Raw genomic sequence first — 21,242 nt, 5'->3', positions numbered from 1 at the left:
CGGGGCCCGACCGTATCGATTAACGGAACAGCGACAGGATGTTCTGCGGCGACTGGTTCGCAATCGACAGGGCCTGCGTGCCAAGCTGTTGCTGAACCTGCAGGGCCTGAAGACGTGCCGAGGCCTCTTCCATATCGGCGTCCACAAGCGACCCGATCCCCGACTTCAACGCGTCTGTCAGTTTGCCGATGAAATCGCTCTGGGTTTCGATGCGACCCTCGGCCGAACCAAAGGCAGCCGCGGCATCAATCGAGGTGTCGATCAGCGTCTCGATGTTGGCAAGCGCCGCCTCGGCACCCGCATCTGTGGTTACGTCGATCGAGGACAGACCGAACAGACCGCCCGACGCCTCACCACCGGCAGCACCGGCACGGGCCAGAGACACCGCGCTGGACCCGCTGTTGTCGATGGACAGCTGCCATGCGCCGTTCGAATCCTGTCCCACCTGTGTGGTCACACCATCAATGCCACCGCCGTCGATTGCGGCCTTTAGACCGCGCGCAACGTCCTCGAATGTCTCACCTTTGCCGGCGACATAGGTGTAGGCCGTGCCGCCCGCAGTCACCTGATAGCCGTCGCCCTCATTCACAGCTGCCGTAGCACTGAACGTCAGGGTTTCAGCGCGCGCGCCGATCGACGTTGCGGATTGCGTGATGCCGGTTGTTGCGCCGTTTTTCAGGGCCGAAACATCGACATCCTCAAAACTGCGGGTCGAGGTCAGGGTGATCGTATCGGTACTGACCGATGCCGTAACGCCCGAAATGCCCAATGCGTTGATCGCACTGGTGATCGTCGCGGCGGCTGCGTCTTGGTTGCCGGACAGGTCGCTCGCCCCAAAGTTCAGGGTCGCACCCCCGATGTTCAACTCAAACGAGTCACCCGAAAAATCGGTATCAGCCGCGAGCTGAATCGTCACCGTGTTGCCCGCGTTCGTTGCCGATGAGGCCGACAGCGTCGCGTTAGCCGACAGGTCGGTTCCGGTGCCGTAAGTACCCGCGCTGGTCGACAGGTCTTGACGATCCACGTTAATCGACGAGGCGCGCACGTCCCCGTTGCTGGACCGGTCAAGGGACGACAGGACCTCAACCGCATCGGTCCCTTCGACAAGGTTCAGACCGTTGAACTGGGCCGCGCCGACAACCGACGTGATCTGATCGCGCAGGGCGTTGATGTCCGTCTGGATCTTTTCGCGATCGACGTTTTCCTCTTGGCTGGCGACGACCTTGCCTTTGATCTCGGTCAGCAGGTCCGACACGGTTTCGGCCGCCTGACGGGCCACAGCAACGGTCGATTCCCCCAGAGAGAGGCTCTCGGAAATGGCCTGAAACCCGTTCACGTCGGATTCCATCACCTTGGAAATCGCCCAAACGGCCGAGTTGTCCTTGGCGCTGGCGACCGATTTACCGGTCGAGATTTCGTTCTGGGTCATGCTGAGGTTCGAGTTGATGCTCTTCAACGTCTGAAGAGCAACCATCGCAGAGTTGTTGGTCAGGATACTGGACATGAAATTCAATCCTATTCTCTTTGGGCCTTCCGCCCGGTGAGCGCCGGAAACCGGCATAAGGGGTCTTCACCCATGCGGTGCCGTCCGTATCGATCCGAACCGCGCCACCCCGTTTCGGGATGCAGGGCCAGATTTGTCGCCAACTCCTAAGAACTTCCTAAACCCAATCTGAAAAACCATTCATGTTTTAGACAAATGCCTCAGGCCCGACGCTCAACCACCGTCGCACTTGGTCCGATTCCCCGTGCGCGCCCGTCGGCGCCATAAGTCGTCAGGTTGCGGTGCCCATGACGGGCCTGTGCCAACTGTCGCCGCGCCATAGTCAGCCCGTTCATCGCCGCCTGAAACAGTCTCTGATTCCGCGCCAAAAGTGGTTGTACCTCTTGCGCCTGAGATCCTGAAAGAGTGCGGATATGCACGTTCAGAGACTCTTTTAATGGGGCCAGTCGCGCGATTCCTTGCAGATCGCCAGCCATCAAAAACCGATGTTCTTGATCAATCAGGTCCAACAGTTCGTCATACATTTCCGGTGTCATCTCATGCCCCTTTCAGTGCGTTAAACAGGTGCTCGGCCAGACCCAGACCACCGCTTTCGGCCATGGTTTTCGCCTGAGCCTCACGCAGAAAAGACGCGAAATGCTCTTCCCCTGCGCCACCGCCAAACCCCTCGGGCGCATCGCCGAAACCGGCGGATTTCAACATCTCGGCAAGAAAAGCCGACTCAAGCTGCACCGCAGCCTGTTTCAGCTTGGCATCGGTGGGCGATAGGGCCCCCGTCACATCGTTCATTGGCGAAATCATACGCTTTCCTACAATTTGAACTGATTTCCCCCGTATGACGCAGATCGGTAAAGAAACCGGTAACTTTGATCCGCCTAAAAACAGGAGACACGACAGATAGGCGGGACAGAATGTCCAACATCATGATGGTAATAGTGGCCGAAATGCTGGCCGCGCACAGGGCCAAGATACCTGCCGACGAGGTGCCTGTTGAGGGCGATGAAGGCGTGCTCGACGCGCTTGAGGCCGAGGCCGAAGAGACCTTTGCGGCCGTATTGGCCGAAGACTCTGCCGCGAACGTCGAAGCGCCTGAAAATGTCGTCCTACCTCTCGTCTCCGAGGACCAACGGCGCGAACCGCAGGTCAAGAACCTCGTGGAACAAGCACCCGTCCGCGCGGATAACCGAACCGTCCCCACCACACCACGCATTCCGTTTGAGGCCGCAGAACTCCCGAAAACTCCGGCACCAAAGGACGCGGTTGAGACGGATTCCATTGAGACAAGTTTCGAGACTATTTCGCCAGAAAATGTAAATCCTATGGCCAAGGGTGAGGCTGGTCCGCCTCGGATACAAACGACCAACGGGCCAAGCACGGATCTGCCCACCGCAGAAACGGTACCGCCGATTACAAGGCACGTCACCATAACGGATGCAACACCGCACGCCGCGGCTACTGAACTCCCCGAGCACACGATCGAAACGCCGACCGCCGAAACCGTGCCTACACAAGAACAACCCATCTTGGCAGAAGCACCGACGTTGCCGCGCGCCGTCGACCCAATACCCGTCGAGGCGAAACCGCGCAATCTGCCGCCTGAAAGGTCAGAAAGCGCCGCGCCTATCGCGCAGCCGGTACAGGTCAACGACGCAGGCGAACGCGTTGATGTCCCCGCTGAACCTCCGCAGGACACAGCCGTCACAGGCGGAAAGCAAAGTACGGAGGTAACAGATATCGAAATGCGGGGGATGGAGGCCTTGCAAATCGTGATCAGTGATCCGACCACAGCCGCCGACGCCGCACAAAACGTGCCCCCACCCGAGGTGGCAAAGCACAGCCAGACGCAACCGGACGTGTCCGATAGCGATCCGATCCCCGCGCAGGTGCCTCAAACGGATGAACCTGATTTGGACACATGGGTTACGGCCTCACAACCGACCGCGCCCCCCGCGTCAAAGCCGAGTGCGGACTTCGTTCCTGTTTCGCCCGAAACTGATCCACGTCAATCTACACCCATAGCGGACGATCCTCGGAACGGCATGGACACTCAAGCGCCAGCTGCCGTCTCGACGGATAGCGCGCCAAACCCATCAACCCTTCCCTCAGCGCCGCCAAGCACGGCCCAGACACCAACGCCCAACGCCACCGCCCCAACCGCCGTTGACCTGCCACAGGTCGACAACTCCGGCCCGACGACCTCGGCTACGCCGCCAGTGCAGACCGAGCGCGATGTGCCGCCCGTGGCACAGCAGATCGCGATTGCCGTGTCGAAATCCGAGGGCGGTACAATCGAGCTTGCCCTGCGGCCCGTTGAGCTTGGCGAGACACAGATCAGCATGGAATTCGAGGCCGAGCGTCTGGTCGTCACGGTCGCGACCGAGCGGTCAGAAACACAGGATTTGATGCGGCGACAGATTGATGATCTGGCCCGTGAATTCCGCGACCTTGGCTACCGCGATGTTTCGTTCCGGTTTGAACAACAGACCGGCCAACAGGGACAGTCGCGACAGGCGCAAGGCGAAACACAAAACGCAAATCATGCTGAAATAGAGCCTGGTTTGCCTCCCGAAACACCCGCACCGCGGCCGACCTATGTGTCTGGGCGGTTGGACATCAGATTGTAGAGGCCCCAATGGAAGTGACCAGCACAACCACCGCGCAAACGGCAACGACCACCAGTTCGACCGACGACAGCGTCATCAGTTCCGATTTCGAAACCTTCCTCGTGATGCTGACCACGCAGTTGGAAAATCAGGACCCCCTGAACCCCGTGGATTCGGCGGATTTCGCGGTCCAACTGGCGACATTCTCGGGCGTGGAACAGCAGGTTCAGACGAACGATCTGTTGGCTGAACTCAGCGCGCAACTGACGACCAGCGGCCTGTCGGATTATGCGGCGTGGGTCGGCAAGGACGCACTTGTCACCGCACCCGCGTATTTCGATGGCGCTCCGGTCACGTTGATCCCCGACATCGACACGTTGGCCGATGCGGCGGAATTGATCGTGACAGACGCCAACGGCACCGAGGTACAGCGCGTTTCGATCGCCGCGAATACGGATGTGTTGGAATGGGCGGGGACCACGGCAGCGGGCGACCCGATGCCAGACGGGTACTATAACTTCTCGGTCATCAGCTATTCCGAGGGCAATGTCCTGAACACAACGACGGCAGAACACTACGCAACGGTTACAGAGACGCGGATCGACGACGGAACCGTGAAAATCGTTCTGTCCGGCGGGGTCGCCCTGCCCGCAACCGACGTCAGCGGGCTGCGGGAATAGGGTCTAGTGCAGGGTCAATAGGGGCACGGCAACGCCAACACCCACCCCGATCACCAGCCACAGGGCGGGATGGCGGGTCCACCGAGATTGCGGGCGGGCGGGCGTCTGCGACTGACGGACCAGTGCGGTTTCCGCCATCTTCGGTAGTTTGGGCCCGAACCGGCCAAGCACCCGAACGGTTTTGACCAGATCCCGCATGAACGCCTTGGGCCCCACGTTTTCCGCGATATAGCGTTCTACGATGGGCTTGGCGACTTCCCAGATGTTGATGTGGGAATCGAGCGAGCGCGCAACGCCCTCAACCACCACCATGGTGCGTTGCAGCAGGATCAGCTCGGTGCGGGTTTCCATACCGAAGCGTTCCGTCACCTCAAACAGGTGGCTCAACAGGCGCGCCATCGAAATATGGGTCGCATCCATACCGAAAATCGGGTCGCCGACGGCACGCAAGGCACGGGCGAAATCGTCAACGTCTTGGTCCGAGGGGACATAACCTGCCTCAAAATGGACCTCGGCGACGCGGTGGTAATCCTTGCGGATAAACCCGAACAGGATCTCGGCATAGACCCGACGCGTGTATTCGTCGATCCGGCCCATGATCCCGAAGTCATAGCAGATGATATCACCATTCTCGGCGACCTTCAGGTTGCCCTGATGCATATCCGCGTGGAAAAACCCGTCGCGCAGCGCGTGTTGCAGGAACAGCTCCAGAACCCGCGTGCCGATGGCAACGGTGTCCAGACCGGCAGCTTTGATCGCGTCGACATCACCCATCGGGATGCCCTCGGCCCAACCCAGCGTCATCACCCGACGCGCACTGTACCCCCACATGGGCGCGGGAACGACGAAACCGTCATCCTCGGCGGTATTGGCCACGAATTCGGACGCCGAAGAGGCCTCTAGCCGCAGGTCCAATTCGCCATGCACGACGCCCTCAAAATGGGCGATGACATCGGTCGGACGCAGACGCCGCGACGCGGGCGCGACCAGTTCGATCATCCGCGCAGCAAGGTAGAACGCGTCGATGTCCTTTTGGAACGCGCGGTCGATCCCGGGGCGCAGAACCTTGACCGCGACCTCTTGGCCTGTTTCGGCCAGAACGGCCTTGTGCACCTGCGCGATGGACGCGGCGGCGACCGGTTCGCTGAACTCCGAGAACATCTCGTCCAGCGGTCGATCCAGTTCCTCTTCGATCGCGGCTTTGGCGACATCGCGCGAAAACGGCGGCAATTGATCCTGCAGAACGCGCAGTTGCACGGCCAGATCTTCGCCCACGATATCGGGGCGCGTCGACAGGATTTGACCGAACTTGATATAGGCCGGGCCCAGCGCAGTCAGGGCACGGGTCGCAGGCGGCAGCGTTTCGTCGCCCTTATAGCCCAGCCATTTGAACGGCCATGCCAAGACACGGGCCAGCACCCGCAACTGGCGCGGGGCCTCCATCGCCTCAAGCACGACACCCATCGCGCCGGTACGTTCCATCGTGGCGCCGGTGCGGATCAACCGCCAGATATTATGAGGACCGCGCACGTTAGATTTTCCATCCCGAATGCAGGGCGGCAATGCCCATGGACAGGTTGCGGTATTTGACCATGTCAAAACCGGCGGTGCGGATCATCGAGGCAAAGGTTTCCTGATCGGGGAACTTGCGGATCGATTCCACCAGATACTGATAGCTGTCGCGGTCATTCGCGATGGCCTTGCCCATGGCGGGGATCACGTTGAACGAATAGCGGTCATAGGCCCATTGCAGCGCGGGGTTCGGCAGTTGGCTGAACTCCAGCACCATCAGACGCCCACCGGGGCGCAGGACGCGATAGGCCTCGGACAGGGCGTCTTGGACACGGGTCACGTTCCGGATGCCGAACGAGATCGTATAGACGTCGAACGTGTTGTCCTCGAACGGCAGGGCCATTGCATCACCGACGACCCAGTTCAGGTGATCGGCCTGCTGTTCGGCCTCGGCGCGTTGACGACCGGCGACCAGCATGGACTCGGTCATGTCCAGAACAACCGCATTCGCACCGGGAGCGCGTTTCAGGAACCGGAACGAAATGTCGCCCGTGCCGCCCGCCACGTCCAGCAGACGCTGATGGGGTTGCGGCGCCAGCCAGTCCATCATCGCATCCTTCCACACGCGGTGGATGCCGACGGACATGACGTCGTTCATAATGTCGTAACGGGATGCCACGCTGGTAAAGACGCCATGAACCATGCCCGCCTTTTGATCCTCGGCCACATCTTGAAAGCCGAAGTGGGTGATTTTATCGCCTGTGTCGCTCATCGGACCCTTGCCGTCTGTCGAAACTCACCTCCTTATAGACAGCCGGACAGCCGTTACAATGCAACAGGAGCGCGCAATGCCCGAATTACCCGAGGTCGAGACAGTCCGTCGCGGTCTGGTGCCCAGTATGGAGGGTGCCGTGATCCAAACCGCGCATGTGAACCGCCCCGATCTGCGCTGGCCCTTTCCCGAACGGATGGCCGAACGCCTGACGGGCCAACGAATCCTGCGTCTTGGACGGCGTTCAAAATACATTCTGGCGGATCTGGGGTCGGGCGAAACGTTGATCATCCACCTTGGGATGTCGGGCCGGATGACAGTGTCGGGCGACCCATTGGGACAGTTTGTCCATGACCACCCGCCTGCGGCCAAGCACGACCATGTGATATTCGACATGGAGAACGGCGCGCGGGTGACGTTCAACGATGCGCGTCGGTTCGGGGCGATGGACCTGTGTGCGACCGAGACGGTCGAGGCGCACCCACTGTTGGCGAAACTGGGGCCGGAACCCTTGGGCAACCGGTTTGACGGCGCGTATCTGCATGACCGGTTCGCAGGCAAAAAGACGCCGGTGAAATCGGCCCTGCTGGATCAACGGATCGTGGCGGGTCTGGGCAATATCTATGTGTGTGAGGCGTTGCATCGCTCGGGAATCGCCCCCACGCGCCATGCGGGCAAGATTTCCGCAAAACGTGCCGCAACGTTAGTTTCCGACATCCGCGATGTTTTGGCCGAGGCAATTGAATCGGGGGGATCATCCCTGCGCGATCACCGGCAGGCGGATGGCGAATTGGGTTATTTCCAACATAATTTCCGCGCCTATGGCCGCGAAAATCAGCCCTGCCCAACCCCCGATTGCACCGGCACGATTCAGCGAATCGTCCAATCGGGGCGGTCCACTTTCTTTTGTCCGCAATGCCAAAGATAACTTGAAAGGCTGTTTCAGACTGGTAATGAAACGTGATCGGACATCATCGGAGGTACGCCTTTCATGGCTTACAAGACGCTAATCGTCGAAATCGAAGAGCACGTCTGCTTGATTAAACTGCACCGCCCTGACGCGCTGAATGCATTGAACATGCAGCTGATGGGGGAACTGGCCGATGCGATCCGCCAAGCCAGCGAAAACGACAAGGTACGCTGTATCCTGTTGACCGGCTCGGAAAAGGCATTCGCCGCCGGGGCCGACATCAAGGAGATGAGCGAGAAGACCTTTGTCGACGTATTCGGCAATGACTTTTTCACCCCTGAAACCGAAGATTTCCTGCGTTGCCGCAAGCCGATCATCGCCGCTGTGGCGGGCTATGCGCTGGGCGGGGGCTGTGAGTTGGCCATGATGTGTGACTTCATCATTGCGGCCGACAACGCCAAATTCGGTCAGCCGGAAATCAACCTCGGCGTGGTTGCCGGTATCGGCGGCACGCAACGTCTGACCCGTTCGGTCGGCAAAGCCAAGGCGATGGACATGCACCTGACCGGCCGCTTTATGGATGCCGCCGAGGCCGAGCGCGCCGGTCTGGTCAGCCGCGTCGTCCCTGCCAAAAAGCTGATGGAAGAGGCGATGGGCGCGGCCCAGAAGATCGCCGAGAAATCCATGCTGACGGCAATGGCAGTCAAAGAAGCGGTCAACCGCAGCTATGAAACCACGCTGCGCGAGGGCCTGCTGTTTGAACGCCGTCTGTTCCACTCGCTGTTTGCGACCGAGGACCAGAAAGAGGGCATGTCGGCCTTCCTTGAAAAACGCGAACCCCAGTTCCGCGACAAGTAACAAACACCGCGGTGCCGGTTAGGGGTTTCTTTCCGGCACCGTTTGGCATATACGCCGCCCCTACATGCGCGTGAGGCCCGCTCTGGCCAGAATCAGCCGGTTCATAAAACCCGGTTCGGGTCTGCCTGCGCTCTTGGTATTTTTTGACCCGAAGAATGGGAACAGACACATGGCTAATTCGCCTCAAGCAAAAAAACGCGCTCGTCAGAACGAACGCCGTTACGCCGTAAACAAAGCACGTCGTTCGCGCATCCGCACCTACCTGCGTAAAGTTGAAGAAGCGATCGCATCGGGCGATCAGGCTGCTGCTCAGGCCGCTCTGCGTGCTGCGCAGCCCGAGATCATGCGCGGCGTGACCAAAGGTATCCTGCACAAGAACACCGCGTCGCGCAAAGTGTCGCGTCTGTCGGCCCGCGTCAAAGCACTGGGCGCTTAATCGACCGACAATCACGAAAGTCGTGATTCTAGACTTTTGAGGGTGACCCTGGAAACGGGGTCACCCTTTTTCAATTTTGAATCTGTGTTGCAAAATTTCCCCCATTTTATGCGCTTCCAAAGGGTTGCGTGGATTCGTTCCGACAAAGACTGCGTCAAGCGCGAAGTTCGGTTGCTTGGCCCTCTGTGAGGTTGCTAATTTCAGTCCTGCGATTCACATCGTCTTGGGGGGACATGGCGTTGGTCGCGGCGCGTATCGGGAAGGAATTCTGGCTGTTGCCTTGGCCAGAGTTTGAGAAGCGCCGCACGCAAAAATTCGGTGATCGTTCCGGATCACATCGGTTTTTTGTGCACCATCGGGAACCGGGTTCACTGGTTTCCCACGCTTTTATGTCCAATGACCGCGTCATCGCGGGAGATCTGTCGGGTATTGGTTGTTAACCAATGCCAACGGGCTTCTTTGTGCTGATGCGATGCCGTGGTGGCGGCTGACCCGGTCTATTTTGACCGGCGGGTCCCTATTTCCTTGTGAAACGCCATACGCGTGGTTTGTCGTCTTTCGGACAGGAGGGGCGGCATGCAGCACATCACGCATATGACGATGGGACGGCTGCCGGAGCAAAAAAAGAATGACGAATGAGACTTGGGGATTGGTATGCAACGAAATTCAGAAAACCATCGGCGAGAGTAATTTCGAGACGTGGATCAAGCCTCTGGCGCTGCGCGATTTGAACGGCGGCGTTGCAAGCTTTTCCGCACCCACCTCGTTTCTGGGGGATTGGGTCTCGCGCAATTTCGGCGACGAGATCAAACACATCCTTGCCCGAAACGGCGCACATGTAGACCGTCTGGAATTTACCGTCGGTCAGGCCCGACCGACCGCCACCTCTGCCCCTGCGGCATCGACGGCAGCGACCCCGGCGGCCCCTTCGACGGCTGTGAATCAGGACCCGACCATCGGCGCCCCGATCGATTCCCGTTTTACGTTCGACTCTTTCGTGGTCGGCAAGCCCAACGAACTGGCCCATGCCGCCGCGCGCCGCGTGGCCGAGGGTGGTCCGGTGACGTTTAACCCGCTGTTCCTTTATGGCGGCGTTGGCCTTGGCAAGACCCACCTGATGCACGCCATTGCCCAAGAACTGCGCAGCCGTCAGCCCGAGGCGCGCGTGGTCTATCTGTCGGCAGAACAGTTCATGTATCGCTTTGTCCAAGCTCTACGGGAACGCGACACCATGGGGTTCAAGGAATTGTTCCGCTCGGTCGATGTTCTGATGGTGGACGATGTTCAATTCATCGCCGGCAAGGACAGCACCCAAGAAGAATTCTTTCACACGTTCAACGCGCTGGTCGATCAGCAAAAACAGATCATCATCTCGGCAGACCGTGCCCCGGGTGAGATCAAGGATCTTGAGGATCGCATCAAAAGCCGCCTGCAATGCGGTCTTGTCGTGGACCTGCACCCGACGGATTATGAACTGCGTCTGGGTGTTCTGCAGCAAAAGGTCGATCAGTACCGCCTGCAATATCCGGGTCTGGTGATTTGCGACGGCGTTCTGGAATTCCTTGCGCACCGCATTTCGACCAACGTCCGTGTACTTGAAGGCGCACTGACGCGTCTGTTCGCCTTTGCCTCGCTGGTGGGTCGTGAAATCACGCTGGATCTGGCACAGGATTGTTTGTCCGACATCCTGCGCGCCTCCGAGCGCAAAGTGACCGTTGAGGAAATCCAGCGCCGTGTGGGCGAGCATTTCAACGTGCGCCTGTCCGATCTGGTTGGCCCGAAACGCACGCGCACCATCGCGCGCCCGCGTCAGGTGGCAATGTTCCTTGCCAAACAGATGACATCGCGGTCCCTGCCCGAGATCGGTCGCCGCTTTGGCGGGCGCGATCACACCACGGTCATGCATGCCGTCAAACGGATTGAGGCCTTGCGCGCAACGGACACGCAAATTGCCGAAGATCTGGAACTTTTGCGCCGCATGCTTGAGGCCTAGGGCCGTTTCAGACGGGCTGGCCTCTTGACGCCCCCGCGAAACAATCGGAATGTCCAGAAAATGCTTGAGCCGGAAGGGAAAACTTGTAGGTTTTCTCTCCCGGCGTCATGAGGAGCGAGGGTATGAAATTCAGCATCGAACGCGGCACGCTTTTGAAAGCGGTCGGTCAGGCGCAATCGGTTGTCGAGCGTCGGAACACCATTCCGATCCTAGCCAACGTCCTGATCGAGGCGGACGCGAATTCGGTTAGCTTTCGGGCAACGGACCTTGATATCGAGGTCGTCGACAAAACGGTCGCTCAGGTAGAGCGTCCGGGCGCGACCACGGTTTCGGCCGTCACCCTGCACGAAATTGTACGCAAACTGCCCGATGGGGCCTTGGTTGATCTGACGGATGACGGGATTTCCGGTCGTCTGACGGTTCAGGCGGGCCGGTCGAACTTTTCCTTGGCGACCCTGCCCAAGGAAGATTTCCCCGTCATGGCCTCGTCCGAATACACGGCGAACTTCTCGGCGCCCGCGCCGGTTCTGCGCCGTCTGTTCGACAAGTCGAAATTCGCGATTTCGACCGAGGAAACACGGTATTACCTGAACGGCGTTTATATGCACGTCGCCACGGGTGAGGACGGTCAGGTTCTGCGCTGTGTTGCGACGGACGGTCACCGTCTGGCCCGCATCGACGCAACCCTGCCCGAGGGTGCCGACACCATGCCCGGCGTCATTGTGCCCCGCAAAACGGTGAATGAGCTGCGCAAGCTGCTGGATGACGACGAGGTGCAGATCGCGGTTTCCGTGTCGGAAACCAAGGTGCGCTTTGCCACGCCCGAAATCACCCTGACGTCAAAGGTGATCGACGGAACCTTCCCGGATTATTCGCGCGTTATTCCGACCGGCAACACCCGCCAGTTGGAAGTCGACGCCGCCGAATTCGCCAAGGCGGTGGACCGTGTGGCCACCGTGTCCTCCGAACGGTCGCGCGCGGTCAAGCTGGCATTGGACGAGGATCGTCTAGTTCTATCCGTGAACGCGCCGGATGCCGGTGCCGCCGAAGAAGAACTGGCCGTTGCCTATGGTGATGAGCGGTTGGAAATCGGGTTCAACGCGAAATACCTGCTGGAGATCGCAAGTCAGGTGGACCGCGAAAACGCGGTGTTCCTGTTCAACTCGTCCGGCGATCCGACGTTGATGCGTGAGGGCAATGATACCTCCGCCGTTTACGTTGTCATGCCGATGCGCGTGTGATCGACGGGTGTAACGCCTTCGGCGAGAGTATTTCAGCCAAGATGAAGGGTCAGTCATGACGGGTGTTTATCTGTCTGCGCTGGCCCTTTCGCATTTCCGGTCGCACAAGCGGTGTGAGTTGGATTTGGACGGGCGACCGGTCGCGATTTACGGGCCGAACGGGGCGGGCAAGACCAATATATTAGAGGCGGTGTCATTGTTGTCACCGGGGCGCGGATTGCGTCGGGCCAGCGCCGAGGAGATGGCGCGCCGTCCCGAGAGCGTGGGCTGGCGTGTGTCCGGGGTGTTGCAGCGGCGTGGGGCCGAGCACGAGATCGACACGCGATCCGAGGGCGGCGCCTCGCGCGTGGTTCGGGTGGATGGCAAGGTCGCGCCGCAAAACGCGTTGGGTCGTTTGGTGCGTGTTGTGTGGTTGGTGCCCGTCATGGACCGGTTGTGGGTCGAGGGGGCCGAGGGGCGGCGACGGTTTCTGGACCGGATGACGCTGAGCTTTGTTCCTGATCACGGGGATGCGGTTCTGACCTATGAAAAGGCGATGCGCGAACGCAACCGGTTGTTAAAGGATCAGGTGCGCGATCCCGCGTGGTATGGCGCGTTAGAGACGCAGATGGCCAAGGCAGGGGCCGAGATCGGGGCGAACCGCCGCTTGGCCATTCGACGGGTGGTTGGGGCGCAGATGCAGGCCGAAACGGCCTTTCCCGTCGCGGAACTGGGTCTGATCGGATCGGATGGGGATGCCGCGCCCGAGGCGGAGGCGGATTTGGCGACCGCGCTGGCCGACGGGCGCGCGCGGGATTTGGCCGCTGGTCGCACATTGATCGGGCCGCATCGCGATGATCTGTCCGCCACCTATCTGGCCAAGGGGATGCCCGCGCGGGAATGTTCGACGGGCGAGCAGAAGGCGTTGTTGATCTCTCTGATCTTGGCCAACGGACGCGCGGTTGCGGCGGATGGTGAGGGCGCACCGTTGTTGTTGCTCGATGAGGTGGCGGCGCATCTGGACGGGGATCGGCGCGCGGCCCTGTATGATGAAATTTGCGCGCTGGGGGCACAGGCGTTCATGTCCGGCACGGGGCCCGAGTTGTTCACCGAACTGGGCACGCGCGCACAGGCGTTTGAATTGGACCGCGACGGGGCGGTGCATGAGGGATCAATCGGATGACGGTCACGGTTTGGGATTTGGTTTTGTACGCGGGGGCGTTGTTGGTGTTGTTCCTGACGCCTGGCCCCGTGTGGGTCGCTTTGATCGCGCGGGGCCTGTCGGGCGGGTTTCATTCGGCGTGGCCCCTTGCCCTTGGGGTCGTGATTGGCGACGTGATGTGGAGCGTTCTGGCCATTCTCGGGATCAGCTGGATCCTGTCGGTCTATGGCGGGTTTCTAGAGGCGCTGCGCTGGGTCGCGTCGGCGATGTTTCTAATCATGGGCGTGATGTTGATCCGCCATTCGGACAAATCCATTTCGCAGGACAACCGTTTGACCCGTCCGGGCATGGTGGCGGGGTTTTTGGCCGGCCTGGCGGTGATCCTTGGAAACCCCAAGGCGATCCTGTTCTACATGGGGATGTTGCCGGGCTTCTTTGACCTGTCGACCCTGCGCACGCCCGACATTCTGGCCATCGCGGGATTGTCGGCCATCGTGCCCCTGTTCGGGAACCTTGTGATGGGTCTGTCGATCCACAAAATCCGCGGGATCATGGCCTCGCGCGGGGCGATGAGACGGATGAATGTGACCGCCGGAATCCTGATGTTGGGTGTGGCGGTGGCAATCCCGTTTTTCTAATTCCGCCAATGGGCGCCTTGTTGCGCAAAATATGGGGGACAAGGGTGACAATGGCCCCAAAACCTCGTATAAAATTGAAAAAATTCAAGGGATTGCGGGCATGTCCGACAACGCGCAAACGGCCGAAGAATACGGCGCCGATTCTATCAAAGTTCTCAAAGGGTTAGAAGCCGTTCGCAAACGTCCCGGCATGTATATCGGGGACACGGACGATGGCTCGGGTCTGCACCACATGGTGTATGAGGTCGTCGATAACGGGATTGATGAGGCATTGGCCGGTCACGCGGACTTTGTTTCCGTGAAAATCCATGCCGATGGCAGTGTTTCTGTCCGCGACAACGGACGCGGAATTCCGGTCGATATGCACCCCGAAGAAGGCGTCAGCGCGGCCGAGGTCATCATGACCCAGCTGCACGCCGGCGGTAAGTTCGACAGCAACTCGTATAAGGTGTCGGGCGGTCTGCACGGGGTGGGCGTTTCCGTTGTGAACGCGCTTTCGGATTGGCTGGAACTGCGGGTCTGGCGCAACGGCAAAGAGCACTATGCCAAGTTTGAGCGCGGCGAAACGGCCGAGCACCTGCGCGAGGTCGGCGACGCGAACGGCGAAACCGGCACCGAGGTGCGGTTCATGGCCTCGGACGAGACGTTCAGCAATCTCGATTATTCGTTCAAGACGCTGGAGCACCGTCTGCGGGAACTGGCGTTCCTGAACTCGGGTGTACGGATCATCATCGAGGATGAGCGCCCTGCGGAATCCCTGCGCACGGAACTGTTCTATGAGGGCGGCGTGCGTGAATTCGTGCGCTATCTGGACCGGTCGAAAAACGCGGTGATGACCGATCCCGTGTTCATTGAGGGCGAAAAGGACGGCATTGGCGTCGAAATCGCCATGTGGTGGAACGATAGCTATCACGAAAACGTCCTGCCCTTTACAAACAACATCCCACAGCGTGACGGCGGCACCCACCTTGCGGGTCTGCGGGGCGCACTGACGCGGACGATCAACAACTATGCCCAGTCCAGCGGCATCGCGAAAAAGGAAAAGGTCAGCTTTACCGGCGATGACGCGCGTGAGGGCCTGACCTGTGTCCTGTCGGTCAAGGTCCCCGATCCCAAGTTCAGCAGCCAGACCAAAGACAAGCTGGTCAGTTCCGAGGTCCGCCCCGCGGTTGAGGGTCTGGTCAACGAAAAGCTTGCCGAATGGTTTGAGGAAAACCCGAACGAGGCGCGTCAGATCGTTGGCAAGATCATTGAGGCCGCTCTGGCCCGTGAGGCCGCTCGTAAGGCCCGCGAACTGACCCGCCGCAAAACCGCGATGGATGTGGCAAGCCTGCCCGGGAAGCTGGCAGATTGTCAGGAAAAAGACCCCGGGAAATCCGAACTCTTCCTCGTCGAGGGTGACTCGGCCGGTGGGTCGGCCAAACAGGGTCGCGCACGGGGCAATCAGGCGGTTCTGCCGCTGCGGGGTAAAATCCTGAACGTGGAACGCGCGCGTTTCGACCGCATGCTGGGCAGCCAAGAGATCGGCACGCTGATCACTGCGCTGGGGACCGGCATTGGCCGCGATGAATTCAACATCGACAAACTGCGCTACCACAAGATCGTCATCATGACCGATGCGGACGTCGACGGTGCGCACATCCGGACGCTCTTGCTGACGTTCTTCTTCCGCCAGATGCCCGAGTTGATTGAGGGCGGGTATCTCTACATCGCGCAGCCGCCTTTGTATAAGGTCTCGCGCGGCCGGTCCGAGGTCTACGTCAAAGACCAAGGCGCACTGGACGATTACCTGATCCAACAGGGGATCGACGGCGCGGTTCTGCGTCTGAAATCGGGCGAAGAGCTTGCCGGTGCCGATCTGGCCCGTGTGGTCGAAGGTGCGCGTCAGTTCCGCCGCATCCTTGACCACTTCCCCACCCATTACCCGCGCCACGTTCTGGAACAGGCCGCCCTTGCCGGTGCGTTCGATCCGGGTCAGGCCGACGCCGACCTGCAAAAGGTGGCCGATCAGGTCGCCGCGCGTCTGGATTTGGTGGCCGTGGAATACGAACGCGGCTGGACCGGTCGGATCACACAGGATCACGGCATCCGCCTAAGCCGCATTTTGCGCGGGGTTGAGGAAATCCGCACGCTGGACGGCGCGGTTCTGCGCTCGGGTGAGGCGCGTCGCCTTGCCGAAGTCGCGCAAAACAGCCGCGATGTCTTTGGCACCCCCGCATCCCTGTCCCGCAAAGAGCGCGAACAGACGATCTATGGCCCCAGCGATCTGCTTGAGGCGATCCTGTCCGAGGGCGAAAAGGGTCTGACCCTGCAACGATACAAAGGTCTGGGCGAAATGAACCCCGATCAGCTGTGGGAAACGACGCTGGACCCCGAGGCGCGCACGCTGTTGCAGGTCAAGGTGGGCGATATGGCCGATGCCGACGACATCTTTACCAAGCTGATGGGCGACGTGGTCGAACCGCGCCGCGACTTTATCCAAAGCAACGCATTGTCGGTCGCAAACCTCGACGTTTAAGACACACCAACAGGCAAATAACGAGGGCGCGTCGGGTATCCGACGCGCCCTTTTTCGTGGATTTTCACTTATTTTCATTAATTTCTGACCCACACGTCATCACGCCAGGTCACATAGGGGCGAGGGGGCGATCACATCCGCTCAGATCAATGTGATGCCCCTTTCGACCCCTCAGGTCATTGACGACCTTGCCATCAACGGGGGCCCAGTTGGCCCGCATTGATCATCTCGCGATGCGCCACCCCAGGCGTGCGAGACATTTAGGCAAGGTGAAACATGGGTTCTGTATTTCTGTATCCGCCGCGCAGGGCGTCGCGCAAAACCACCCTGCTTGCGCCCTTTGTGCGCCGCTATCGGTGCAAGCGTGAGCTGGACCGTCTACCGGACGATCTGGTGCATATGGCGATGCATTCCGTCACCTTTGCCGGTGGCCGCGCGATTTACGTCAAAAACTCCAAGTCAGCCTGCACCACGATCACCCATCAGATTTACGAATGGGACCATGGCCGACCCTACGCGGGCCCCACGATCCACCGCGATCAATCCCTATCCCAAGGTCTGTGGGCCTATCCCGATATCGTCAAATGCCTTGGCGATCCGTCCTGCATCAAGGTGACCGCCCTGCGCGATCCGGTGGCGCGCTGTGTCTCGGGATTCACCAACTTTGTCCTCGACCAGAGCAATCGGAACTATGACCGCCATCGCCCGTCGTTGGAACGGATGGGCCTGCACAGGGACCTTAACGGCTCGGCCAAGTTTGATCTGTTCCTTGACTATATCGCTGCCTGCATTGGTGCCGATGTCGAACGGATGGACGAACATTTCCGGCCCCAGTTCTACAACCTGCGCCCCGACCGGATCGCCTATGACGTCATCGGGCGGGTCGAAACCCTGCACGATGATTTGGCGACGATTGCGACGCGCCTGGACTTGCCCAAACCACCCACGCCCGAAAAGGCCGCGCGCAAAAACGCCTCGCACAGCCGGTTCACACCCACATCCGTACAGATCAATCGGATCAAAGACCTGTATGCGGTGGATTACGCGTGGTTGGCCGATCTGTTTCCGGATGCCTATTCGGCCAAGCGGGAGCATGTCGCGTGACGGACCTCCAGACCTATGTGATCAACCTCGACGGCTCGAATGATCGGCTCAATAGCGCGACCGCGCATCTGAATGCCGCCGGAATCGCGTTCGAGCGCCACTCTGCCTTTGACGGGCGCGACATGGACCCGCTGGAGTGTGCAGAGTACGATGAGGAACGCGCGATTTCCTGGTTTGGGCGCAAACTGACCGGCGGGGAAATCGGGTGTTACCTGTCACAGATTGAGGCCGCCAAGCGCATCGTTGAGGACGACGCCGACTTTGGCCTAATCCTCGAGGACGATCTGACGGTTCAGGGTGATGCCCGTGGCGTGCTGGATCAGGTTATCGATTTTCTGTCCCCCGCAGACGGGCCGACACCGGCATATATGGTGAATCTCGGACGTCCCGTAAAACGGTTCTATACGCCCGTTCTGGATCTCGATGCCGAAGACACCCAACTGTGCCATGCGCCCTATTTTCCAGACACAAACACCGCCGTGTTGTGGAGCGCCGAGGCTGCGCGCGCGTTTCTGGACGCGGCCTTTCCGATCTATATGCCGGTTGATCATTTCCTAAGACGTTGGGGCGCAGAGACCGGCATTGGCCTAGGTCTGACCAAGGTGCCCTTTACCCCAAGCGGAACAAGCAGCGAGATTGACAGCACAAAGTCACGCGACGACATGGGCCGCGCGCGGTTTTACCACCTGCGCAAACACCGCCGTCTGTGGATCAACAAACACGCAGCCAAGCAAAAGATGGCCGCATTTCAGTCGTCACAGGACATTAGCGGTCTTGATATCCTTGGCGGCAAATTCAATCAACGCACGGATTTTGCGCGGCAGGCGACGCCCCTCTAGGTACACCGCGCTGACCGGAATAGGGTCGCCGCGGCAGGTGTCCAGAACCGGCACCAACCGCCCCGAGCTTAGCCCGTCAAACAGCGCGAACCGCGGGCTGAACGCGATGCCCTTGCCGTCCGCCGCCAGATCCGCCGCCGCCCGCGCCGAGTTGACCAAGAACCGCCCCTGCACGGGGACCATCAGGCTCTGACCATTCTCGACGATTGCCCATTCCCGCGGATTGCGCCGGTTGGTGTCGACGATACAGGCGTGGTTCGACAGGTCCGCCGCCGATGTCGGGGCACCGTGACGCGCCAGATAGTCAGGACTGGCCACAAGGATGGACTGTAACTCGCCCAGCTTGCGCGCCTTGATCGACAACGTGTCCGTTTGCCCGATCCGAAAGCCCAGATCGATGCCTTGGGTCGCCAGATCGCTAAACCGGTCATCAAGGCGCAGATCAATCGTGATATCGGGGTTTTCATCCATGAACCGCCCCAGCATCCCCGCCACATAGGTTTCCCCAAAGGTCAGAGGCGCGGCCACACGGATCATCCCCGTCAGGGCCTTGGACCCGTCCGTCATATCGGTCAGCAACTCATCCAGATCGTCCAGCAACCCGGGCGCACGGGCCAACAAATCCTCCCCCGCAGGAGTCAGGCCCACCCGCCGCGTGGTCCGTTGAAACAGGCGCACGCCAAGGCGCTGCTCCAACTCGGCCACGTACTTCGACGTCAGGCGGTTGGATACCCCGATCCGGTCGGCGGCGGCGGTGAAAGACCCGCTCTGTGCCGTGGCGACGAACGCGCGCAACTCATCAATGATATCCATGGCGCACCATTAAGAACATTTCATACCTAGTCATTCAATAGTTTCGCCATTTAGTTGATGGTTCGCAAGAGCTAGGTTCATGTCAGACCCCAAACGGGGAAACACACGGAACCAACGGAACGCATCATGCTGACAGCGATTGCCATATTCCCGACCCTGCTGCCCCGACTGGGCCGCGACCTGACCAAGGGGTTGGTGGTCGATCTGGGCCTGAATGCTCTGGGGCTTCCGTCTATCCAAATCGACCAGATCCTCGCCCGCGCTCTGGATTGCGGCCACGCGATTTCGGTCCTGTAAAATAGTGAAGAGAGAGGAACCTGAAATGTCCACTTATACTGCATCCGACTATTCCGCCTTTGCCCTGCGTGTCGCAAGCGGCGCCCTGTTCATCGCCCACGGCCTGACCAAGCTGTTGGTGTTCACCATCCCCGGCACCGTCGGCTTTTTCGAAAGCCTCGGCATCCCCGGCTTCTTTGCCTATCTGGTTATTCTGGCCGAACTGGGCGGTGGTGCCCTGTTGATCGCCGGTGTGGCGGTGCGCCCTGTTTCGCTTGCGCTGATCCCTGTTTTGCTGGGCGCGCTTTGGACGCACTCGGGCAACGGCTGGTCCTTCTCGGCAGAGGGCGGCGGTTGGGAATTCCCCGCGTTCTGGGCCGTGGCGCAATTCGCCATCCTGTTGCAGGGTCGCGGTGCCTTTGCACTGGAACTGCCGGTTGTTGACAAAACCTTGGGCAAATTCGCCTAAATAGACACGGGTCGTCCGGACACGGGCGGCCCCCACCCTGACGGAGGACCAACCATGACCACGATCGACTCGCTTCAGCGCCTTCGCGATAGCCTGACCCCCACCGCACGTATGCCGGTGGTTTTTCTTGGTCACGGCAGCCCGATGAACGCGATTGAGGACACGGAATTCAGCCGCGCTTGGACCGGTCTGGGCAAAACCCTGCCCCGTCCCAAGGCTATTCTGGTCGTATCCGCGCACTGGATGACCCAGAACACGACGCTGGTCGATGTGTCCGCCATGCCGCGCACGATCCACGACTTTTACGGTTTTCCGCAGGCCCTTTACCAAGAGGAATATCCGGCGCAGGGCGATCCCGCCTTGGCGCGTGAGGTCGTGACCCTGCTGGCCAGCCATCACGCCGAAGAAGACGACCGCTGGGGCCTTGATCACGGGGCATGGGCGGTTCTGAAATTCCTCTATCCCGACGCGGATGTGCCGGTGTTCCAAGTGTCGATCGATATGACCAAGGATCTGGATTGGCACCTTGAGATCGGCAAAACCCTGTCGGAATTGCGGGACCGTGGCGTGCTGATCCTCGGCTCGGGGAACGTTGTTCATAACCTGCGCGCTATGCGTCCCGGCGGATCGCCGCATGACTTTGCGCTGGAATTCGACACGCTGGTGACTGAACGCCTGACCGATCGGAACTTCGCCGCGCTGGCCGACCGGAATGGGCTTGGCTCGTTGCTTCGGATGGCGCACCCGTCCGTGGATCACTATATCCCCGCGCTGACCATTGCGGGCGCTTCGGATGAACGTGATGCGCTGACCTTTATGACTGACTCTATCGACCTCGGGTCTGTGTCGATGCGCTCTTTCATCTATCACCCGGACGCGGCCTAAGCCGCGGACAAAGCGCCGGTACGGTCGATCCGTACCGGCGCTTTTCTTTT

At 60.1% G+C, this 21,242-nt stretch carries 21 protein-coding genes; 15 read left to right on the top strand and 6 right to left on the bottom strand.

The annotated features are described in order from the left end of the window. Positions 1-19: 19 nt before the first annotated feature. From R1W00_RS16965 to R1W00_RS16955, 3 genes are all read right to left on the bottom strand, one after another. A complete protein-coding gene (locus tag R1W00_RS16965) occupies positions 20-1,504 on the bottom strand; it encodes a flagellin (protein ID WP_317263961.1) in 1,485 nt (494 codons plus the stop codon). Between the two features lie 200 nt (positions 1,505-1,704). After that, positions 1,705-2,028: a hypothetical protein gene (locus R1W00_RS16960; protein ID WP_317263960.1), complete on the bottom strand. Its 324-nt coding sequence runs from the start codon at positions 2,026-2,028 to the stop codon at positions 1,705-1,707. A 13-nt stretch (positions 2,029-2,041) separates the two neighbouring features. After that, entirely contained in the window at positions 2,042-2,293 is a 252-nt protein-coding gene (locus tag R1W00_RS16955; RefSeq protein ID WP_317263959.1) for a rod-binding protein, read from the bottom strand. A gap of 122 nt (positions 2,294-2,415) precedes the next feature. On the opposite strand from R1W00_RS16955, the gene R1W00_RS16950 reads away from it, so the two are divergent. After that, positions 2,416-4,128, top strand: a complete 1,713-nt coding sequence (locus R1W00_RS16950; protein WP_317263958.1) for a flagellar hook-length control protein FliK — start codon at positions 2,416-2,418, stop codon at positions 4,126-4,128. Between the two features lie 8 nt (positions 4,129-4,136). After that, positions 4,137-4,787, top strand: coding sequence for a flagellar hook capping FlgD N-terminal domain-containing protein (locus tag R1W00_RS16945; protein ID WP_317263957.1), 651 nt, complete (start codon positions 4,137-4,139; stop codon positions 4,785-4,787). A gap of 3 nt (positions 4,788-4,790) precedes the next feature. On the opposite strand, the gene ubiB is transcribed toward R1W00_RS16945, so the two are convergent. Both ubiB and ubiE read right to left on the bottom strand, forming a co-directional pair. Then, positions 4,791-6,317, bottom strand: a complete 1,527-nt coding sequence (ubiB, locus tag R1W00_RS16940; RefSeq protein WP_317263956.1) for a 2-polyprenylphenol 6-hydroxylase — start codon at positions 6,315-6,317, stop codon at positions 4,791-4,793. A gap of 1 nt (position 6,318) precedes the next feature. Further along, the gene (gene ubiE, locus R1W00_RS16935) at positions 6,319-7,071 is read right to left on the bottom strand and encodes a bifunctional demethylmenaquinone methyltransferase/2-methoxy-6-polyprenyl-1,4-benzoquinol methylase UbiE (protein ID WP_317263955.1); all 753 of its coding nucleotides are present in this window, start codon (positions 7,069-7,071) and stop codon (positions 6,319-6,321) included. A gap of 76 nt (positions 7,072-7,147) precedes the next feature. On the opposite strand from ubiE, the gene mutM reads away from it, so the two are divergent. From mutM to R1W00_RS16885, 10 genes are all read left to right on the top strand, one after another. Further along, positions 7,148-7,999 carry a bifunctional DNA-formamidopyrimidine glycosylase/DNA-(apurinic or apyrimidinic site) lyase gene (mutM, locus tag R1W00_RS16930; protein ID WP_317263954.1) on the top strand — a complete coding sequence of 284 codons (852 nt, stop codon included), beginning with the start codon at positions 7,148-7,150 and terminating at the stop codon, positions 7,997-7,999. A 63-nt stretch (positions 8,000-8,062) separates the two neighbouring features. Continuing rightward, a complete protein-coding gene (locus R1W00_RS16925) occupies positions 8,063-8,839 on the top strand; it encodes an enoyl-CoA hydratase (protein WP_317263953.1) in 777 nt (258 codons plus the stop codon). 169 nt (positions 8,840-9,008) lie between these two features. Further along, entirely contained in the window at positions 9,009-9,275 is a 267-nt protein-coding gene (rpsT, locus tag R1W00_RS16920) for a 30S ribosomal protein S20 (protein ID WP_317263952.1), read from the top strand. Positions 9,276-9,903: 628 nt separating this feature from the next. Beyond that, positions 9,904-11,268, top strand: a complete 1,365-nt coding sequence (gene dnaA / locus R1W00_RS16915) for a chromosomal replication initiator protein DnaA (RefSeq protein ID WP_317263951.1) — start codon at positions 9,904-9,906, stop codon at positions 11,266-11,268. Positions 11,269-11,390: 122 nt separating this feature from the next. After that, positions 11,391-12,509 carry a DNA polymerase III subunit beta gene (gene dnaN, locus R1W00_RS16910; RefSeq protein WP_317263950.1) on the top strand — a complete coding sequence of 373 codons (1,119 nt, stop codon included), beginning with the start codon at positions 11,391-11,393 and terminating at the stop codon, positions 12,507-12,509. 55 nt (positions 12,510-12,564) lie between these two features. Beyond that, positions 12,565-13,671, top strand: a complete 1,107-nt coding sequence (gene recF / locus R1W00_RS16905) for a DNA replication/repair protein RecF (RefSeq protein WP_317263949.1) — start codon at positions 12,565-12,567, stop codon at positions 13,669-13,671. Continuing rightward, on the top strand, positions 13,668-14,288 hold the full coding sequence (locus R1W00_RS16900; protein ID WP_317263948.1) for a LysE family translocator: 621 nt from the start codon (positions 13,668-13,670) through the stop codon (positions 14,286-14,288). Before recF ends, R1W00_RS16900 begins: the two co-directional genes overlap by 4 nt. 100 nt (positions 14,289-14,388) lie before the next feature. Next, positions 14,389-16,806 carry a DNA topoisomerase (ATP-hydrolyzing) subunit B gene (gyrB, locus tag R1W00_RS16895; protein WP_317263947.1) on the top strand — a complete coding sequence of 806 codons (2,418 nt, stop codon included), beginning with the start codon at positions 14,389-14,391 and terminating at the stop codon, positions 16,804-16,806. A 276-nt stretch (positions 16,807-17,082) separates the two neighbouring features. After that, positions 17,083-17,910, top strand: a complete 828-nt coding sequence (locus R1W00_RS16890) for a sulfotransferase family 2 domain-containing protein (protein ID WP_317263946.1) — start codon at positions 17,083-17,085, stop codon at positions 17,908-17,910. Then, on the top strand, positions 17,907-18,749 hold the full coding sequence (locus R1W00_RS16885; protein ID WP_317263945.1) for a glycosyltransferase family 25 protein: 843 nt from the start codon (positions 17,907-17,909) through the stop codon (positions 18,747-18,749). Before R1W00_RS16890 ends, R1W00_RS16885 begins: the two co-directional genes overlap by 4 nt. On the opposite strand, the gene R1W00_RS16880 is transcribed toward R1W00_RS16885, so the two are convergent. Next, positions 18,666-19,562 carry a LysR family transcriptional regulator gene (locus R1W00_RS16880; protein WP_317263944.1) on the bottom strand — a complete coding sequence of 299 codons (897 nt, stop codon included), beginning with the start codon at positions 19,560-19,562 and terminating at the stop codon, positions 18,666-18,668. The genes R1W00_RS16885 and R1W00_RS16880 overlap by 84 nt on opposite strands. 126 nt (positions 19,563-19,688) lie before the next feature. Between R1W00_RS16880 and R1W00_RS16875 the strand changes: the two genes are divergently transcribed. The 3 genes from R1W00_RS16875 to ygiD are packed head-to-tail and all read left to right on the top strand — an operon-like array spanning position 19,689 to position 21,192. After that, the gene (locus R1W00_RS16875) at positions 19,689-19,859 is read left to right on the top strand and encodes a hypothetical protein (RefSeq protein WP_317263943.1); all 171 of its coding nucleotides are present in this window, start codon (positions 19,689-19,691) and stop codon (positions 19,857-19,859) included. Between the two features lie 25 nt (positions 19,860-19,884). Next, positions 19,885-20,307, top strand: coding sequence for a DoxX family protein (locus R1W00_RS16870; RefSeq protein ID WP_317263942.1), 423 nt, complete (start codon positions 19,885-19,887; stop codon positions 20,305-20,307). 54 nt (positions 20,308-20,361) lie between these two features. Next, positions 20,362-21,192: a 4,5-DOPA dioxygenase extradiol gene (gene ygiD, locus R1W00_RS16865; RefSeq protein ID WP_317263941.1), complete on the top strand. Its 831-nt coding sequence runs from the start codon at positions 20,362-20,364 to the stop codon at positions 21,190-21,192. Positions 21,193-21,242: the final 50 nt, after the last annotated feature.

The organism is Rhodovulum sp. FJ3 (assembly GCF_032918305.1).
Classification (GTDB): domain Bacteria; phylum Pseudomonadota; class Alphaproteobacteria; order Rhodobacterales; family Rhodobacteraceae; genus SAT37.
This window is presented reverse-complemented; position numbering and strand designations above follow the sequence as displayed.

What these genes read in the sequence shown, in the direction of transcription:
- R1W00_RS16965 (WP_317263961.1), bottom strand. Translation starts at nt 1,504, where the DNA reads ATGTCCAGTATCCTGACCAACAACTCTGCGATGGTTGCTCTTCAGACG.
- R1W00_RS16960 (WP_317263960.1), bottom strand. Translation starts at nt 2,028, where the DNA reads ATGTATGACGAACTGTTGGACCTGATTGATCAAGAACATCGGTTTTTG.
- R1W00_RS16955 (WP_317263959.1), bottom strand. Translation starts at nt 2,293, where the DNA reads ATGAACGATGTGACGGGGGCCCTATCGCCCACCGATGCCAAGCTGAAA.
- R1W00_RS16950 (WP_317263958.1), top strand. Translation starts at nt 2,416, where the DNA reads ATGTCCAACATCATGATGGTAATAGTGGCCGAAATGCTGGCCGCGCAC.
- R1W00_RS16945 (WP_317263957.1), top strand. Translation starts at nt 4,137, where the DNA reads ATGGAAGTGACCAGCACAACCACCGCGCAAACGGCAACGACCACCAGT.
- ubiE (WP_317263955.1), bottom strand. Translation starts at nt 7,071, where the DNA reads ATGAGCGACACAGGCGATAAAATCACCCACTTCGGCTTTCAAGATGTG.
- mutM (WP_317263954.1), top strand. Translation starts at nt 7,148, where the DNA reads ATGCCCGAATTACCCGAGGTCGAGACAGTCCGTCGCGGTCTGGTGCCC.
- R1W00_RS16925 (WP_317263953.1), top strand. Translation starts at nt 8,063, where the DNA reads ATGGCTTACAAGACGCTAATCGTCGAAATCGAAGAGCACGTCTGCTTG.
- rpsT (WP_317263952.1), top strand. Translation starts at nt 9,009, where the DNA reads ATGGCTAATTCGCCTCAAGCAAAAAAACGCGCTCGTCAGAACGAACGC.
- dnaA (WP_317263951.1), top strand. Translation starts at nt 9,904, where the DNA reads ATGACGAATGAGACTTGGGGATTGGTATGCAACGAAATTCAGAAAACC.
- dnaN (WP_317263950.1), top strand. Translation starts at nt 11,391, where the DNA reads ATGAAATTCAGCATCGAACGCGGCACGCTTTTGAAAGCGGTCGGTCAG.
- recF (WP_317263949.1), top strand. Translation starts at nt 12,565, where the DNA reads ATGACGGGTGTTTATCTGTCTGCGCTGGCCCTTTCGCATTTCCGGTCG.
- R1W00_RS16900 (WP_317263948.1), top strand. Translation starts at nt 13,668, where the DNA reads ATGACGGTCACGGTTTGGGATTTGGTTTTGTACGCGGGGGCGTTGTTG.
- gyrB (WP_317263947.1), top strand. Translation starts at nt 14,389, where the DNA reads ATGTCCGACAACGCGCAAACGGCCGAAGAATACGGCGCCGATTCTATC.
- R1W00_RS16890 (WP_317263946.1), top strand. Translation starts at nt 17,083, where the DNA reads ATGGGTTCTGTATTTCTGTATCCGCCGCGCAGGGCGTCGCGCAAAACC.
- R1W00_RS16880 (WP_317263944.1), bottom strand. Translation starts at nt 19,562, where the DNA reads ATGGATATCATTGATGAGTTGCGCGCGTTCGTCGCCACGGCACAGAGC.
- R1W00_RS16875 (WP_317263943.1), top strand. Translation starts at nt 19,689, where the DNA reads ATGCTGACAGCGATTGCCATATTCCCGACCCTGCTGCCCCGACTGGGC.
- R1W00_RS16870 (WP_317263942.1), top strand. Translation starts at nt 19,885, where the DNA reads ATGTCCACTTATACTGCATCCGACTATTCCGCCTTTGCCCTGCGTGTC.
- ygiD (WP_317263941.1), top strand. Translation starts at nt 20,362, where the DNA reads ATGACCACGATCGACTCGCTTCAGCGCCTTCGCGATAGCCTGACCCCC.